The sequence below is a fragment of the Streptomyces sp. cg40 genome (assembly GCF_050320165.1).
In the GTDB taxonomy this organism is placed as follows: domain Bacteria; phylum Actinomycetota; class Actinomycetes; order Streptomycetales; family Streptomycetaceae; genus Streptomyces; species Streptomyces hokutonensis.
This window is the reverse complement of record NZ_CP190128.1, coordinates 7,128,241-7,143,665: the sequence shown is the minus strand read 5'-3', so window position 1 is coordinate 7,143,665 and position 15,425 is coordinate 7,128,241. Positions and strand designations below refer to the sequence as shown.

Here is a 15,425-nt window from a genome sequence, read left to right as displayed (position 1 = left end):
CCGGTTCTCCTATCGTCATCCGAATGCGCCAGTACTCCGCCGACCTGACCCCGCCGTGGAAGAAGCCCAAGCCGGTGCCCGAGGTCCCGGCGGACCCCGGCCTGGTGGTCGAGGAGCCGGGCACCGGTTTCTGCGGCGCGGTGATCCGCTGCGAGGCCGGCACGGTCACCCTGGAGGACCGCTTCGGCAAGCACCGGGTGTTCCCCCTGGAACCGCGCGGCTTCCTCCTGGAGGGCCGCGTGGTGACCCTGGTGAAGCCGGTGTCGAGTCCGCTGCGGCCCACCCGTACGGCATCAGGTTCGGTCGCCGTTCCCGGTGCACGCGCGCGCGTGGCCCGCGCCGGGCGGATCTACGTCGAGGGCCGGCACGACGCCGAGCTCGTCGAGCGGGTGTGGGGCGACGACCTGCGCATCGAGGGCGTGGTGGTCGAGTACCTGGAGGGCGTCGACGACCTGCCGGCCATCGTGGACGAGTTCGCCCCCGGCCCGGACGCGCGGTTGGGCATCCTGGTGGACCATTTGCTCCCCGGCACCAAGGAGTGGCGCATCGCCCAGTCCGTCACCAGCGAGCACGCTCTCGTCGTGGGCCACCCCTACATCGACATCTGGGAGGCCGTGAAACCGTCCTCGGTCGGCATCGCGGCGTGGCCCCGGGTCCCGCACGGTCAGGACTGGAAGACGGGGGTGTGCCGGGCCCTGGGTTGGCCGGAAAACACCGGTGCGGTGTGGCAGGCGATTCTGGCCAAGGTGGGGTCTTACAAGGATCTTGAGCCGGAACTGCTGGGGCGGGTGGAGGAGTTGATCGACTTCGTCACGGATAGCGGTGAGGCTTGACGTTCTCGTAGGTGGCGAATTCGCTGGTGTCCAGTTCGATACCGATGGGCCCCAGCGGCGCGAGGTCGCCGAACTTGGTGATCCGCCTCCACCGGTAGTCCGCGTCCTCGCCCGCGCCCGTCGGCTCGGTGAACAGGAGGCACTGGGCCATGACCGGATCGATGATCAAGTACCCGGACACTTCGGCCGCGGCGTAGATGGAGCGCTTGACGCTGTAGTCGCGATGGACGCTGTTGGTGGAGACGACCTCGACCAGCAGCCTGGCGGCCCCGGCGGACATCAGTCTTCCGCGATCGGGGCCGGTACCGCGCTCGATCACCACAAGGTCCGGCTGCGGCTCACTCGGCTCTTCGGGGATCGCCACTCGCTGCGTCTGAAGCCGTCTCCAGCCCGTCCTGGGAATCTGGTCCTGAACCGTCTCGACGATCGCGTTGTGCACCAGGTCAGGGCTGGCCGTCAGCACGATTTGCCCCCGGAGGAGTTCGGCCCTCGCGCCCTCAGGGGGCTCGAACTCCGCAAAGAACTTGGTGATTCGCCGGTCGCTCACAACGGCAGCCTAGAAAGTGGATCAGCAGCCGAATCCGCCTCCACTCCCCCGAGTGATCAGTCCACGAGGTCCCGCACCACCGCATCCGCCAGCAACCGCCCCCGCAACGTGAGCACGGCGCGTCCCTCGTCGTAGGGCCGCTGTTGCAGCAGTCCGTCGGTGAGGGCCCGGAGGGAAGCCTTGAGACCGTCCTCGTGGAGGAGATCCAACGGCGCCCCCTCCCGGAGTCGTAGCTCCAGCAGAATCCGCTCCACCCGGCGGTCCTCCTCCGTGAGGATCTCGCGGCCGGCGCCCGGGGAGCGGCCCGCGGCGAGCGCCCCCGCGTACGCGCCCGGGTGCTTCACGTTCCACCACCGGACCCCGCCGACGTGGGAATGGGCTCCGGGGCCCGCGCCCCACCAGTCGGCGCCGCGCCAGTAGAGCTCGTTGTGCAGACAACGGCCGGAATTCGATGTCGCCCAGTTGGAGACCTCGTACCAGTCGAAGCCCGCCGCGGACATCAGCTCGTCGGCGATGAGGTACCGGTCGGCGTGGACGTCGTCGTCGGTCATCGGGACCTCGCCGCGGCGGATACGGCGGGCCAGCTGGGTGCCCTCCTCGACGATCAGGGCGTAGGCGCTGATGTGGTCGGGGCCCGCGCCGAGGGCGGCGTCGAGGGAGGCCCGCCAGTCGTCGTCGGTCTCGCCGGGGGTGCCGTAGATCAGGTCGAGGTTGACGTGCTCGAAGCCGGCCGCGCGGGCCTCGGAGACGCAGACCTCGGGGCGGCCGGGGGTGTGGGTGCGGTCCAGGACCTTCAGGACGTGCTGTTTCGCGCTCTGCATGCCGAAGGAGACGCGGTTGAAGCCGCCGTCGCGGAGGGCCGCGAGGTAGGCGGGATCGACCGACTCCGGGTTGGCCTCGGTCGTGATCTCCGCGTCCGGGGCGAGACCGAACTCGTCGCGGATCGCGCCCAGCATCCGGACGAGGTCGCCCGCCGCGAGCAGCGTGGGCGTGCCGCCGCCGACGAAGACCGTGCGGACCGGGCGCGGGTCGTCGCCGAGGACCTTGCGGGCCAGGCGGACCTCGTCGATCAGGGTGTCCGCGTAGTTGTCGCGGGAGGCCAGCACTCCGCCCGTGCCGCGCAGCTCCGTCGCCGTGTAGGTGTTGAAGTCGCAGTAGCCGCAGCGGGTCGCGCAGTACGGAACGTGCAGATAGAACCCGAGGGGGCGGCCGGCGGCCCCGGCGAGCGCCTGCGCGGGCAGGGCACCGTCGTCGGGGACGGGATCACCGTCGGGGAGTGCGGAAGGCATGTCCTCCATTGTCCAGCACCGGGCGGACTGCTCCACCTGCTCCGCCCGAAGCACCGGCGGTACGCCAGGTCGTCCTACGGCGGACGGCCGCCGGACTGGTGCACCAGCCGCTCGATCAGCCCCGCACAACCGGCTGCTCCGCCCGCCCCGCCGACTCCGCCTGAAGCACCAGCAGCGCCAGGTCGTCCTCCGGCGGACGCCCCCCGAACTCGTGCACCAACCTCTTGATCCGCTCCGCGATCAGCTCTGCGCTCAGCCCAGCACACCCGGCGAGCGCCGTCGCGAGGCCGTCGCCGTCGTCGAACTGGACGGGGCCGGAGCGGCGCTCGGTGACTCCGTCGGTGACGCACAACAGGCTGTCGCCGGGGCGGAGTTCGAAGGTCTCGCTGGTGTAGGTGACGTCCTCGACGACGCCGAGGAGGGTCTGGGGGCGGGCGGCGGTGGCGACGGTGCCGTCCGGGCCGAGGAGCAGGGGCAGCGGGTGGCCGGCGGAGGCGAGGGTGCAGCGGACGCCGCCGTCGAAGGGGACGAGTTCGCCGTAGAGGAGGGAGAGGAAGCGGGGGCCGTCGCCGACCGGGCCGGGCATGCCGCCGGCGGCGACCAGGGCGTGGGCCGCCGCGTCGGCCGCTTCCGTGGCGTCGTCGAGGAGGAGCTGGTTGAGGCGGTCGAGGACGTCGGCGACGCCGTAGCCCTCGCGGGCGAGGAGCCGTAGCCAGGGGCGGGCGAGGCCGATCACCACGGCGGCCTCGGGGCCCTTGCCCTGGACGTCGCCGAGGGCGAAGCACCAGCGGCCGTCGCCGGCCGGGAAGAGGTCGTAGAAGTCGCCGCTGGGGCCGCCCTTGTCGCAGGGTTCGTAGACGAGGGCGCTGTGGACTCCGGGGATCTCGGCGACGGCGCCGGGCAGCAGGCCGCGCTGGAGAACGCGGCTGATGGTGGCCTGGCGGGCGTACTGGCGGGCCGCGCCGATGGCGAGCGCGACCCGGCGGCTGAGGTCCTCGACCAGGCCGGTGACCTCGTCGGGGAAGCAGGGCAGCCCGGAACGTCCGATGACGAGCGTGCCGAGCGGACGGCCGCCCGCGATCAGGCGGTACGCGAGTGCCGCGCCGTGGACGCCGTGCGGGCCGAGGGCGTCGCCGGGCCAGGGGTAGGGCGCGGGCCGCAGTGAGTCCTGGGGGCGGGGCGGGTGCTTCTCCAGGGCGCCGCGCAGTTCCTCGATGCGGTTCTCGCTGCCGTGCCAGACGCGGGCGAGCCGCGGTCCGGCGCCCGCTCCGGCGTCCTCGGCCCAGCCGCCGCGTCCCATCGACTCGTCCTCCAGCCATACGGCGCACCAGTCGGCCAGTCTCGGCACGATCAGCTGTCCGGCGAGCGCGGCGACCAGGTCCTCGTCGAGTTGTCCGGCGAGGAGGTCGGAGGCCTCGGCGAGGAAGGAGAGGGCGCCGCGGCCGAGCCAGTCCCGGTCGCGTTCGGCGCGCCGGGGTTCGGGGGCGAGGATCTCGGCGACGCGCAGGCCGCGTTCACCGCCGTACGCCTCCAACTCCTCGTCGGCCGGGCTGCCTTCGGCGGGCAGCCGGGCCCACACGGTCTTGGTGCCGGTACGGTAGGTGACGCCCCAGGACTCGGCGAGCGTGGAGACGAGCCGCAGTCCGCGCCCGAACTCCGGTGTCTCGTAAGCCTGTTCACCGCCGTTGTCGCGCGGGGCGCGGGAGGGGTGGTGGTCGGCGACCTCCACGACGACAGAACCGGTGTCCTCAAGCCGGGAGACCAGCTCGACGTCCGTGCCCGCGTGCACGACGGCGTTGGTGACGAGTTCGCTGACGACGACCATCGCGTCGTCGGCGAGCCGGTCGGTGAGGTGTTCGGTGCCGGGCAGGGCGAGTTCGGCCCATTCGCGGAGCGCGGCACGCACCAGCCCGCGGGCTGAACCGGGCGCCAGGGGGCTTCCGGAGAGCGTGGCGCGCATGGTCGTGCGCGGGTCCGCGCCGTGGTGCGCGGGCGCGCCGGGAGCACGCGAAGTGGTCTCCCGTTGCGTCGGAATTGCCCCCATGCACAGCTCCCCGAGCAGATCGGACGAATACGCCTCGGTCGATGCGGACAGAGTGACAGACTGACTGCGGCCATAAGCGCCGAGTTACCGAAGTGGGCCGCCATGAGTGAGAACAGTGCTACGCGTGTGCTCGAAGACGGACACAAAGAGGACTGGATCCGAGCATCGGATCTCCGTCCTCTGCTCGCCGTGATGACGGCGGCGCGCGACGGCGACTTCACGAAGGCACCGGAGACGGGTCACGGACTGGTGGCCGAACTGACCGCCGCCTTCAACCAGATCATGGACCGCAGCACCCACTTCAACTCCGAGACGCAGCGCGTCAAACGGGAGCTGATCCGCCACGGCCGCCTCGACGAGCGCCTCTCGGCCAGCCCCGGCCAGGGCGGCTGGACCTCCCGCGTCAACGACGTCAACCAGCTCCTCGACGCCCTGGTCGCCCCGGCCGCCAACGCGACCCGCGTCCTGGACGCGGTGGCGGGCGGCGATCTGACCCAGCGGGTCGATCTGCACGACGGCAGCAGGCAGTTGCGCGGTGATCTACGGCGGCTGGGCCGCACGGTGAACAAGATGGTGGACCAGCTCTCCCTGTTCACCGGGGAGGTGACCCGGGTCGCCCGCGAGGTGGGCACCGAGGGCAGGCTCGGCGGACGGGCCAAGGTGCAGGGTCTGTCGGGCAGTTGGCGTGATGTGACCGAGGCGGTCAACACGATGGCGTCCCGGCTGACCGCGCAGGTGCGGGACATCGCCCTCGTCACCACGGCGGTGGCACGCGGCGACCTGACCCGTACGGTCACCGTCGAGGCGACCGGCGAGCTGCTCGAACTGAAGCTCACCGTGAACACGATGGTCGACCAGCTCTCCGCGTTCGCCGACGAGGTGACGCGCGTGGCCCGCGAGGTCGGCACCGAGGGCCAGTTGGGCGGTCGGGCGCAGGTGCGGGGCGTGTCCGGGGTCTGGAAGGACCTCACCGACAACGTCAACTTCATGGCGTCGAACCTGACTTCGCAGGTGCGGAACATCGCGCAGGTGACGACGGCCGTTGCGAACGGCGACCTTTCACAGAAGATCACCGTCGACGCCCAGGGCGAGATCCTCGAACTCAAGTCGACCATCAACACGATGGTCGACCAGCTCTCCGCCTTCGCCGACGAGGTCACCCGCGTCGCCCGCGAGGTCGGCACCGAGGGCAACCTCGGCGGACGCGCCCAGGTGCGAGGAGTCTCCGGGGTCTGGAAGGACCTGACCGACAACGTCAACTTCATGGCGGACAACCTGACTTCGCAGGTCCGGAACATCGCGCTGGTGTCGACGGCCGTGGCGCAGGGCGACCTGGGCAAGAAGATCACGGTGGAGGCGAAGGGCGAGATCCTGGAGCTGAAGTCGACCATCAACACGATGGTGGACCAGCTCTCCGCCTTCGCCGACGAGGTCACGCGCGTCGCCCGCGAGGTCGGCACCGAGGGCAACCTCGGCGGCCAGGCACAGGTGCGGGGCGTCAGCGGGGTGTGGAAGGACCTGACGGACAACGTCAACTTCATGGCCCTGAACCTGACTTCGCAGGTGCGGAACATCGCGCAGGTGACGACCGCCGTCGCCAACGGCGACCTGTCGAAGAAGATCACGGTCGACGCGCGCGGCGAGATCCTCGAACTGAAGGACACCGTCAACACGATGGTGGAGCAACTGCGCGCCTTCGCCGACGAGGTGACCCGGGTGGCCCGCGAGGTCGGCACGGACGGGCGACTGGGCGGCCGGGCCCAGGTGTTGGGCGTCTCCGGCGTCTGGCGGGACCTGACCGACAACGTCAACTACATGGCCGACAACCTGACTTCGCAGGTCCGGAACATCGCGCAGGTCGCGACGGCGGTGGCGCAGGGCGACCTGTCGAAGAAGATCGACGTGGACGCGCGCGGCGAGATCCTGGAGCTGAAGACCACCATCAACACGATGGTCGACACCCTCTCCTCCTTCTCCTCCGAGGTCACCCGGGTGGCCCGCGAGGTCGGCTCGGAGGGCCAACTCGGCGGCCAGGCACGGGTGGAGGGCGTCTACGGCACCTGGAAGCGCCTGACGACCAACGTGAACGAACTCGCACTGAACCTCACCACCCAGGTGCGCGCGATCGCCGAGGTGGCCTCGGCGGTGGCACAGGGCGACATGTCCCGCTCGATCACGGTGGAGACCCAGGGCGAGGTCACCGAACTCAAGGACAACATCAACCTGATGGTGGCCAACCTCCGCGAGACGACCCGCGCGAAGGACTGGCTGGAGTCCAACCTGGCCCGGCTCGCCGCGCTGATGCAGGGGCACCGGGACCTGATGGAGGTCGCCGACCTGATCCTGCGCGAGCTGACCCCGCTGGTGAACGCGCAGTACGGGGCGTTCTTCCTGGCCGATCCGGACGAGGACAGCCTGCGAACGGCCATCCCCGCCAAGGGACTTGCCTTCATCGCCGGGTACGGGTCGGCTCAGGGCGCGACCGTCGACACGGGCGGGATGCCGGTGCACGGGCTGGTGCGACAGGCGGCGCGGGAGAAGAAGCGGATCCTGGTGGAGGAGGCCCCGCCGGACTACATCAAGATCAACAGCGGGCTCGGGGAAGCCGCTCCGGCGAGCGTGGTCATCATCCCGATCATCTTCGAGGACAAGCTCCTCGGCGTCATCGAACTGGCCTCCTTCTCCCGCTTCTCCGACGTCCACCTCGCGTTCTTCGACCAGTTCGTGAACACCATCGGCGTCGCGATCAACACGATCATCGCCAACTCCCGCACGGAGTCCCTGCTCGGCGAGTCCCAGCGGCTCGCGATGCAGTTGCAGGAACGTTCGGACGAACTCCAGAAGCAGCAGGCCGAGTTGCAGCGCTCCAACGCCGAACTGGAGGAGAAGGCAGCCCTGTTGGCCACCAGCTCCCAGTACAAGTCGGAGTTCCTGGCGAACATGTCGCACGAACTCCGCACCCCGCTCAACTCGCTCCTGATCCTGGCCCGGCTGCTCTCCGACAACCCGGACGGCCATCTCTCCGACCAGGAGGTGCAGTTCGCGACCACGATCCACCGCTCCGGCTCGGACCTGCTCCAGCTCATCAACGACATCCTCGACCTCTCGAAGATCGAGGCCGGCCGGATGGACGTACGCCCCAAGCGGCTTCCCCTCATCAAGCTCCTCGACTACGTCCACGCCACGTTCCGCCCGCTCACCCTGGACCGGGGGCTCGCCTTCGAGGTGTCGGTCGGCGAGGACGTACCGCGCGAGATGTGGTCGGACGAGCAGCGGCTCCAGCAGATCCTGCGCAACCTGCTGTCCAACGCCATCAAGTTCACCGCCAGCGGCCGGGTCGAACTCCGCGTCAACCGGGTCAAGGACCCCGACCACCGCTACTCCCACGACAGCGACGAGGTCATCGCGTTCGCCGTCTCCGACACCGGCATCGGGATCGCCGCCGAGAAACTCCCGGTCATCTTCGAGGCGTTCCAGCAGGCCGACGGCACCACCAACCGCAAGTACGGCGGTACGGGCCTCGGTCTGTCGATCAGCCGGGAGATCGCCGGGCTGCTCGGCGGCCGTATCGTCGCGGAGAGCGAGCCGGGCAGCGGCTCGACCTTCACGCTCTACGTCCCCGTCGTCAGCCCCGGCCACGCGGCGACCGGGCGGACCACCGAGGACCAGGAACTGCCCATGGCGGCCGAGCAGTTGTCGTCCGAGGCGTTCACCGGGCACGAGGTGGACGACTCGTGGCCCACACCCACCAAGCTGGAGGCGTGGAAGGCCGGGCGGGCCGGTCAAGTGCTGCCGGGGCGGCGGGTGTTGATCGTGGACGACGACATCCGCAACGTCTTCGCGCTCACCCATGTCCTGGGCCGCGTCGGCATGCCCGTGCTCTACGCGGAGAACGGCCGCGAGGGCATCGAGACCCTGGAGCGCAATCCCGACGTCGAACTCGTGCTGATGGACATCATGATGCCGGAGATGGACGGCTACGAGACCATAGCCGCCATCCGCCGCGCCCCGCGCTGGACCGGCCTGCCGATCGTCGCGCTCACCGCCAAGGCGATGCCCGGCGACCGGGAGAAGTCCATCGCGCGGGGCGCCAACGACTACGTGCCCAAGCCGGTGGACGTGGACCAGCTGCTGACCATCGTCTGCGCCCTCCTGGACCCCGAGGCCGAGACGGACATCGCGGGGACGGACGCGGGTACAGGGGAGACGGCGATACCGCCGACGACTGAGTGAAGGCAGTCATCATGAGCGCTGAGGCAACGACCGACGAGCGCGCGAGCATCCTCCTGGTCGACGACATGGAGGACAACCTGATCGCGCTGGAGGCCGTCCTGGGGTCCCTCAACGAGCCACTGGTACGCGCTCGTTCGGGCGAGGAGGCGATGAAGGCGCTGCTGCGGCAGCGTTTCGCCGTGGTCCTGCTGGACATCCGCATGCCGGGCATGGACGGGTTCGAGACCGCGGCCAACATCAAACGGCTCGACCAGACCAAGGACGTCCCGATCATCTTCCTGACCGGCAGCGACTCGGACGCGGGGTACGCGTTCCGCGGCTACGCCACCGGTGCCGCCGACTACCTGACCAAGCCGTTCGATCCGTGGGTGCTGCGGGCGAAGGTGACCGTCTTCCTCGAACTGCACCGGAAGAACCAGCTGTTGGAGCGGATGCTGGCCCGGGAGCAGGGGCAGTTCGAGGAACTGGCGTCGCGGCTCAAGGAGATCGAGACGCAGCTGGCCGCCAGCACGGTGGACGAGGTGCGCGAACTGGGCAACCAGGTGAGACAGATGGAGCAGCTGGTGCAGAACATGCGCCGGGGGCACAGCCGTTAGGACCGTGCCCCCGGTGACAACGAGCCGCTACGCCTCGCGGGAACCCGCGTACATCTCGTCGATCAGGTGCTTGTACTCCCGTTCCACCACCGGGCGCTTGAGCTTGAGGCTCGGGGTGATCTCGCCGTGTTCCACGTCGAGGTCGCGCGGGAGGAGGCGGAACTTCTTGATGGTCTGCCAGCGCTGGAGGCCCTCGTTGAGCTCCTTGACGTAGCCCTCGATCAGGGCGACCGTCTCGGGGGCGGCGACGACCTCGGCGTAGGACCTGCCTTCGAGGCCGTTCTCCTTCGCCCAGTCCAGGACGGACGGTTCGTCGAGGGCGATGAGCGCGGTGCAGAAGTTCCGGTCCGCGCCGTGCACCAGGATGTTGGAGACGTACGGGCACACGGCCTTGAACTGGCCCTCGACCTCGCTGGGCGCGATGTACTTGCCGCCGGACGTCTTGATGAGGTCCTTCTTGCGGTCCGTGATGCGCAGATAGCCGTCCGGGGACAGCTCGCCGATGTCACCGGTGTGGAACCAGCCGTCCGGCTCCAGGACCTCGGCGGTCTTCTCGGGCAGCCCGTGGTAGCCCTCCATGATGCCGGGGCCGCGCAGCAGGATCTCGCCGTCGTCCGCGATACGCACCTCCGTGCCGGCCAGCGGCTTGCCGACCGTACCGGTGCGGTAGGCCTCGCCGGGGTTCACGAAGGAGGCCGCGGAGGACTCGGTCAGGCCGTAGCCCTCCAGGATGTGGATGCCGGCGCCGGCGAAGAAGTAGCCGATCTCGGGCGCGAGCGCGGCCGATCCGGAGACACACGCGCGCAGCCTGCCGCCGAAGGCCTCGCGGATCTTCGCGTAGACCAGCGCGTCGGCGACCTTGTGCTTGGCGGCGAGACCGAAGGGCGCGGTGGCGGTGCCGGTGCGGCGGAAGTTGTCCTGGGAGACCTTGGCGTACTCGCGGGCCACCTCCGCCGCCCACTGGAAGATCCTGTACTTGGCCGCGCCGCCGGCCCGCGCCTTTGCCGCGACCCCGTTGTAGACCTTCTCGAAGATCCGCGGAACGGCCGCCATGTACGTCGGCTGGACGATCGGCAGCTGCTCGATGATCTTGTCCGGCCTGCCGTCCACGGCGGTGACGTGCCCGACCTCGATATGGCCGGACGTGAGCACCTTGCCGAAGACGTGCGCCAGCGGCAGCCACAGGTACTGGACGTCCTCGGGACCGAGCAGCCCGGTCGCGGCGATGGCCTTCGCGAGATACGACCAGTTGTCGTGCCGGAGACGGACACCCTTGGGGCGGCCGGTGGTGCCGGAGGTGTAGATGATCGTCGCGAGCTGGTCCTTGGTGATGCCCGCGATCCGCTCCTTGATCAGATCCGGGTTCTTCTCCAGGTACGCGGCACCGCGCTGCTCCAGCTCGGCCAGGCTCAGCACCCAGTCGCCGGTCTCCGTCGTGTCGACACCGGCCGGGTCGATCACCACGACATGCGTCAGCTCGGGCAGCTCGGCGCGCTTCTCCACGGCCTTGGCGAGCTGCGCCGCGTCCTCCGCGATCAGGACCTTGCTCCCGGAGTCGGAGAGGATGAACGTCGACTCGTCCGCGTTGGTCTGCGGATACACCGTGGTCGTGGCCGCGCCGGCGCACATGATGCCCAGGTCGGCGAGGATCCACTCGATCCGGGTGGCGGAGGCGAGCGCGACGCGCTGCTCGGGCTGTACGCCCAGTTCGATCAGACCGGCCGCGATCGCGTAGACCCGCTCGGCGGCCTGCGCCCAGCTCAGCGACCTCCAGTCGTCGGGGCCCTCGCCGGAGGCCGCGGGCACCGGGTGACGGTAGGCCTCGACATCCGGCGTGGCCGCCACTCGCTCCAGGAAGAGGCCCGCGACGGACGGCGGACGGTTCTCGATCAGGGTCTGTGTGTCGCTCACGACATCCTCCGGGGGCCCGCGACGGTGCGGCTGGCTCAGTGCTACGGCTGTTGTTTAACTCGCGAGTAACCATCGAGCAGTGATCAGAGTAAGCCGCGACCGGCCGGTGCGTAAGGGGCGGCGGACTGTCGCTTCCTACAGAGCCAGGACGCGGGGCCCGCCGCGCCGCAGCACGACGGGCCCCGGGGATCGTCTCGTTTTGCTCCGGAATCCCGGTGTACGGGCCCGCTACTTCTTGCCCTTGGCGCCGCCACCGCTGTCGTCACTGGACAGCACGGCGATGAACGCCTCCTGCGGAACCTCCACGGAACCCACCATCTTCATCCGCTTCTTGCCCTCCTTCTGCTTCTCCAGCAGCTTCCGCTTACGGGAGATGTCACCGCCGTAGCACTTGGCGAGGACGTCCTTGCGGATGGCGCGGATCGTCTCGCGGGCGATGACCCGGGAGCCGACGGCGGCCTGGATGGGCACCTCGAAGGCCTGCCGCGGGATCAGCTCCCGCAGCTTGGCGACCAGCCGCACGCCGTACGAGTACGCCGCGTCCTTGTGCGTGATCGCCGAGAAGGCGTCCACCTTGTCGCCGTGCAGCAGGATGTCGACCTTGACCAGGCTGGAGGCCACCTCACCGGTGGGCTCGTAGTCCAGCGAGGCGTAACCGCGGGTCTTGGACTTCAGCTGGTCGAAGAAGTCGAAGACGATCTCCGCGAGGGGCAGGGTGTAGCGGATCTCCACCCGGTCCTCGGAGAGGTAGTCCATGCCGAGCAGGGTGCCGCGCCGGGTCTGGCACAGCTCCATGATCGAACCGATGAACTCCGACGGCGCGAGGATCGTCGCGCGCACGACGGGCTCGTAGACCTTGTCGATCTTCCCCTCGGGGAACTCGCTCGGGTTGGTGACGACGTGCTCGCTGCCGTCCTCCATCTCGACGCGGTACACCACGTTCGGTGCCGTCGCGATGAGGTCGAGGCCGAACTCGCGCTCCAGCCGCTCCCGGATCACGTCCAGGTGCAGCAGCCCCAGGAAGCCGACGCGGAAACCGAAGCCCAGCGCCGCCGAGGTCTCCGGCTCGTACACCAGCGCGGCGTCGTTGAGCTGGAGCTTGTCGAGGGCGTCGCGCAGCTCCGGGTAGTCCGACCCGTCCAGCGGATACAGCCCGGAGAAGACCATGGGCTTGGGGTCCTTGTAACCGCCGAGCGCCTCGGTCGCCCCCTTGTTCAGGGTGGTGATGGTGTCACCGACCTTGGACTGCCGGACGTCCTTCACACCCGTGATCAGATAGCCGACCTCGCCGACCCCGAGCCCGTCGGCCCCGAGCATCTCCGGCGAGTTGGTGCCGATCTCCAGCAGCTCGTGCGTGGCGTTCGTCGACATCATCCGGATCCGCTCACGCTTGTTGAGCTGCCCGTCGATGACCCTGATGTACGTCACGACACCCCGGTAGGAGTCGTACACCGAGTCGAAGATCATGGCGCGGGCGGGCGCGTCCGCGTTCCCGACCGGCGCCGGGACCTCCTTGACGACCTTGTTCAGCAGCGCGTCGACGCCGAGCCCGGTCTTCGCGGAGACCCTGAGAACGTCCTCGGGGTCACAGCCGACCAGGTTCGCCAGCTCCTCCGCGAACTTCTCGGGCTGCGCGGCCGGCAGGTCGATCTTGTTCAGCACGGGGATGATCGTGAGGTCGTTCTCCATCGCCAGGTAGAGGTTGGCGAGGGTCTGGGCCTCGATGCCCTGGGCGGCGTCCACCAGCAGCACGGTGCCCTCGCAGGCGGCGAGCGACCGCGAGACCTCGTACGTGAAGTCGACGTGCCCCGGGGTGTCGATCATGTTGAGGATGTGGGTGCTGCCCTCGTCGCCCCCGTCTGTGGGAGCCCACGGCAGACGCACCGCCTGGGACTTGATCGTGATGCCGCGCTCGCGCTCGATGTCCATGCGGTCGAGGTACTGAGCACGCATCTGCCGCTGGTCGACCACTCCGGTCAGCTGGAGCATCCGGTCGGCCAGGGTGGACTTGCCGTGGTCGATGTGCGCGATGATGCAGAAATTGCGGATCAGCGCCGGGTCGGTACGGCTCGGCTCGGGCACATGGCTGGGGATCGCGGGCACGCAGGGTCCTGATTCTTGAGGCGTCCGCAGTGTCTGCGGTCTCGGGTCGGATCGATACGTAGGCTCCATGGTCCCACGCGTGGGAGGTGCGGTCCGGTTTGGGCCGGTGCGAGACAGTAACGGATCGGGCTGCGGGAGCCGGGTGGTAGCCAGTTTGGGTGGGTCGGTGGGCTGCTGGTAGCCTGGGTGGCTGTGTCTCCTGCCCTCTCAGCACGAGACACACCCCAAGAAAAATCATCGGCCCGGGACCCGTGCGGCCCCGTGCCAGAACCTGCAAAGGCTCATTCGTGGCGAACATCAAGTCCCAGATCAAGCGGATCAAGACCAACGAGAAGGCTCGGCTGCGCAACAAGGCCGTCAAGTCCTCCCTGAAGACCGCGATCCGCAAGGCCCGCGAGGCCGCTGCCGCGGGTGACGTCGAGAAGGCCACCGAGTACCAGCGCGCTGCCGCGCGTCAGCTCGACAAGGCCGTCTCGAAGGGCGTCATCCACAAGAACCAGGCCGCCAACAAGAAGTCGGCGCTTGCTTCCAAGGTCACCGCGCTCAAGGGCTGATCCTTCGCACTTGCCTCGGCCCGCGCTCGCGCGGACCGGACCAGTAGCAATCCGCCGTGAGGACAACGTCGAGCCCTCTACCTCGATTCACGGACAGACATCGTGGTCGCCACGCCACGTACAGTGCCCCCGGACCCACTTCGGGGGCATTGCTGTATCCGCATCCGCGCGCAGGTGTCGGCCGAGGGTCCGCCGTCTGCCAGTACCTGCCGCTTTCTGGAGGGCAGGGGGTCAGGACTGTCCCCGGGACCGAGCGGCCCGGGCGATCGTGACGACCGCCTTCTCCAACGCGTACTCCGGATCGTCCCCACCGCCCTTCACTCCCGCGTCCGCCTCGGCCACCGCCCGCAGCGCGACGGAGACCGCGTCCGGGGTCCAGCCCCGCATCTGCTGCCGCACCCGGTCGATCTTCCACGGCGGCATACCCAGCTCACGCGCCAGATCCGCCGGCCGCCCGCCCCGCGCGGACGACAGCTTCCCGATCGCCCGCACCCCCTGCGCCAACGCGCTGGTGATCAGCACCGGCGCCACCCCGGTGGACAGCGACCACCGCAGCGCCTCCAGCGCCTCCGCCGCCCGACCCTCCACGGCCCGGTCCGCGACCGTGAAGCTCGACGCCTCGGCCCGCCCCGTGTAGTACCGCCCGACGACCGCCTCGTCGATGGTCCCCTCGACGTCGGCGACCAACTGGGAGACGGCGGACGCCAGCTCCCGCAGATCGCTGCCGATGGAGTCGACGAGCGCCTGGCAGGCCTCCGGCGTGGCCGATCTCCCGGTCGCCCGGAACTCGCTCCGCACGAAGGCCAGCCGGTCCGCCGGCTTCGTCATCTTGGGACAGGCCACCTCCCGCGCGCCCGCCTTGCGGGCGGCATCGAGCAGCGCCTTCCCTTTGACCCCGCCCGCGTGCAGCAGCACCAGGGTGATCTCCTCGGCGGGCGCCCCGAGATACCCCTTCACGTCCTTGATCGTGTCGGCCGACAGATCCTGCGCGTTGCGTACGACCACGACCTTGCGCTCCGCGAAGAGCGACGGGCTGGTCAACTCGGCGAGGGTGCCGGGCTGCAACTGGTCCGAGGTCAGGTCACGTACGTCCGTGTCGGCGTCGGCGGCCCTGGCGGCGGCCACCACCTCCTGCACGGCACGGTCGAGCAGGAGGTCCTCCTGGCCCACGGCAAGCGTCACCGGGGCGAGAGGGTCGTCATTCGCAGTCTTCTTGGCCATCTCGTAAAGCATCGCACGCGGCACTGACAACGGGGGCGGGTGCGGGTGTCGGTCGGGGCCGGTGAGAGGGGGTGTCGGTGGGAGGGCCTGGCGT

At 69.5% G+C, this 15,425-nt stretch carries 10 protein-coding genes; 4 read left to right on the top strand and 6 right to left on the bottom strand.

All coding sequences use genetic code 11. The features are described 5' to 3' along the window. Nucleotides 1-23: 23 nt before the first annotated feature. Nucleotides 24-833 (top strand): DUF3097 domain-containing protein, encoded by an 810-nt coding sequence (locus ACQHII_RS32130; RefSeq protein WP_427922541.1) that lies wholly within the window; start codon nt 24-26, stop codon nt 831-833. Here the strand turns inward: ACQHII_RS32130 and ACQHII_RS32125 are convergent. From ACQHII_RS32125 to ACQHII_RS32115, 3 genes are all read right to left on the bottom strand, one after another. Further along, nucleotides 811-1,380, bottom strand: a complete 570-nt coding sequence (locus ACQHII_RS32125) for a Uma2 family endonuclease (protein ID WP_427922540.1) — start codon at nt 1,378-1,380, stop codon at nt 811-813. The two genes, ACQHII_RS32130 and ACQHII_RS32125, sit on opposite strands and share 23 nt — an antisense overlap. 56 nt (nt 1,381-1,436) lie before the next feature. Continuing rightward, nucleotides 1,437-2,669: a radical SAM family heme chaperone HemW gene (gene hemW, locus ACQHII_RS32120; protein WP_427922539.1), complete on the bottom strand. Its 1,233-nt coding sequence runs from the start codon at nt 2,667-2,669 to the stop codon at nt 1,437-1,439. 115 nt (nt 2,670-2,784) lie between these two features. Continuing rightward, entirely contained in the window at nt 2,785-4,713 is a 1,929-nt protein-coding gene (locus tag ACQHII_RS32115) for a SpoIIE family protein phosphatase (RefSeq protein ID WP_427922538.1), read from the bottom strand. A gap of 102 nt (nt 4,714-4,815) precedes the next feature. Here ACQHII_RS32115 and ACQHII_RS32110 point away from each other — a divergent pair, with 102 nt between their 5' ends. Both ACQHII_RS32110 and ACQHII_RS32105 read left to right on the top strand, forming a co-directional pair. Then, a complete protein-coding gene (locus ACQHII_RS32110) occupies nt 4,816-8,946 on the top strand; it encodes a HAMP domain-containing protein (RefSeq protein ID WP_427922537.1) in 4,131 nt (1,376 codons plus the stop codon). Between the two features lie 11 nt (nt 8,947-8,957). Further along, nucleotides 8,958-9,542, top strand: coding sequence for a response regulator (locus ACQHII_RS32105; protein WP_427922536.1), 585 nt, complete (start codon nt 8,958-8,960; stop codon nt 9,540-9,542). 27 nt (nt 9,543-9,569) lie between these two features. Here ACQHII_RS32105 and ACQHII_RS32100 read toward each other — a convergent pair whose 3' ends face one another. Together ACQHII_RS32100 and lepA are read right to left on the bottom strand one after the other, a co-directional pair. Continuing rightward, a complete protein-coding gene (locus ACQHII_RS32100; protein ID WP_427922535.1) occupies nt 9,570-11,453 on the bottom strand; it encodes an AMP-dependent synthetase/ligase in 1,884 nt (627 codons plus the stop codon). Between the two features lie 228 nt (nt 11,454-11,681). After that, nucleotides 11,682-13,556 (bottom strand): translation elongation factor 4, encoded by a 1,875-nt coding sequence (gene lepA, locus ACQHII_RS32095; RefSeq protein WP_427922534.1) that lies wholly within the window; start codon nt 13,554-13,556, stop codon nt 11,682-11,684. A gap of 287 nt (nt 13,557-13,843) precedes the next feature. On the opposite strand from lepA, the gene rpsT reads away from it, so the two are divergent. Next, complete coding sequence (gene rpsT / locus ACQHII_RS32090; RefSeq protein ID WP_019074070.1) at nt 13,844-14,110, top strand: 30S ribosomal protein S20; 267 nt, start codon at nt 13,844-13,846, stop codon at nt 14,108-14,110. 231 nt (nt 14,111-14,341) lie between these two features. On the opposite strand, the gene holA is transcribed toward rpsT, so the two are convergent. Next, a complete protein-coding gene (gene holA / locus ACQHII_RS32085) occupies nt 14,342-15,331 on the bottom strand; it encodes a DNA polymerase III subunit delta (RefSeq protein ID WP_201054618.1) in 990 nt (329 codons plus the stop codon). Between the last annotated feature and the right edge of the window lie 94 nt (nt 15,332-15,425).

Coding starts and splice junctions, on each gene's coding strand:
- ACQHII_RS32130 (WP_427922541.1), top strand. CDS start 24: ATGCGCCAGTACTCCGCCGACCTGACCCCGCCGTGGAAGAAGCCCAAG.
- hemW (WP_427922539.1), bottom strand. CDS start 2,669: ATGCCTTCCGCACTCCCCGACGGTGATCCCGTCCCCGACGACGGTGCC.
- ACQHII_RS32115 (WP_427922538.1), bottom strand. CDS start 4,713: ATGGGGGCAATTCCGACGCAACGGGAGACCACTTCGCGTGCTCCCGGC.
- ACQHII_RS32110 (WP_427922537.1), top strand. CDS start 4,816: ATGAGTGAGAACAGTGCTACGCGTGTGCTCGAAGACGGACACAAAGAG.
- ACQHII_RS32105 (WP_427922536.1), top strand. CDS start 8,958: ATGAGCGCTGAGGCAACGACCGACGAGCGCGCGAGCATCCTCCTGGTC.
- holA (WP_201054618.1), bottom strand. CDS start 15,331: ATGGCCAAGAAGACTGCGAATGACGACCCTCTCGCCCCGGTGACGCTT.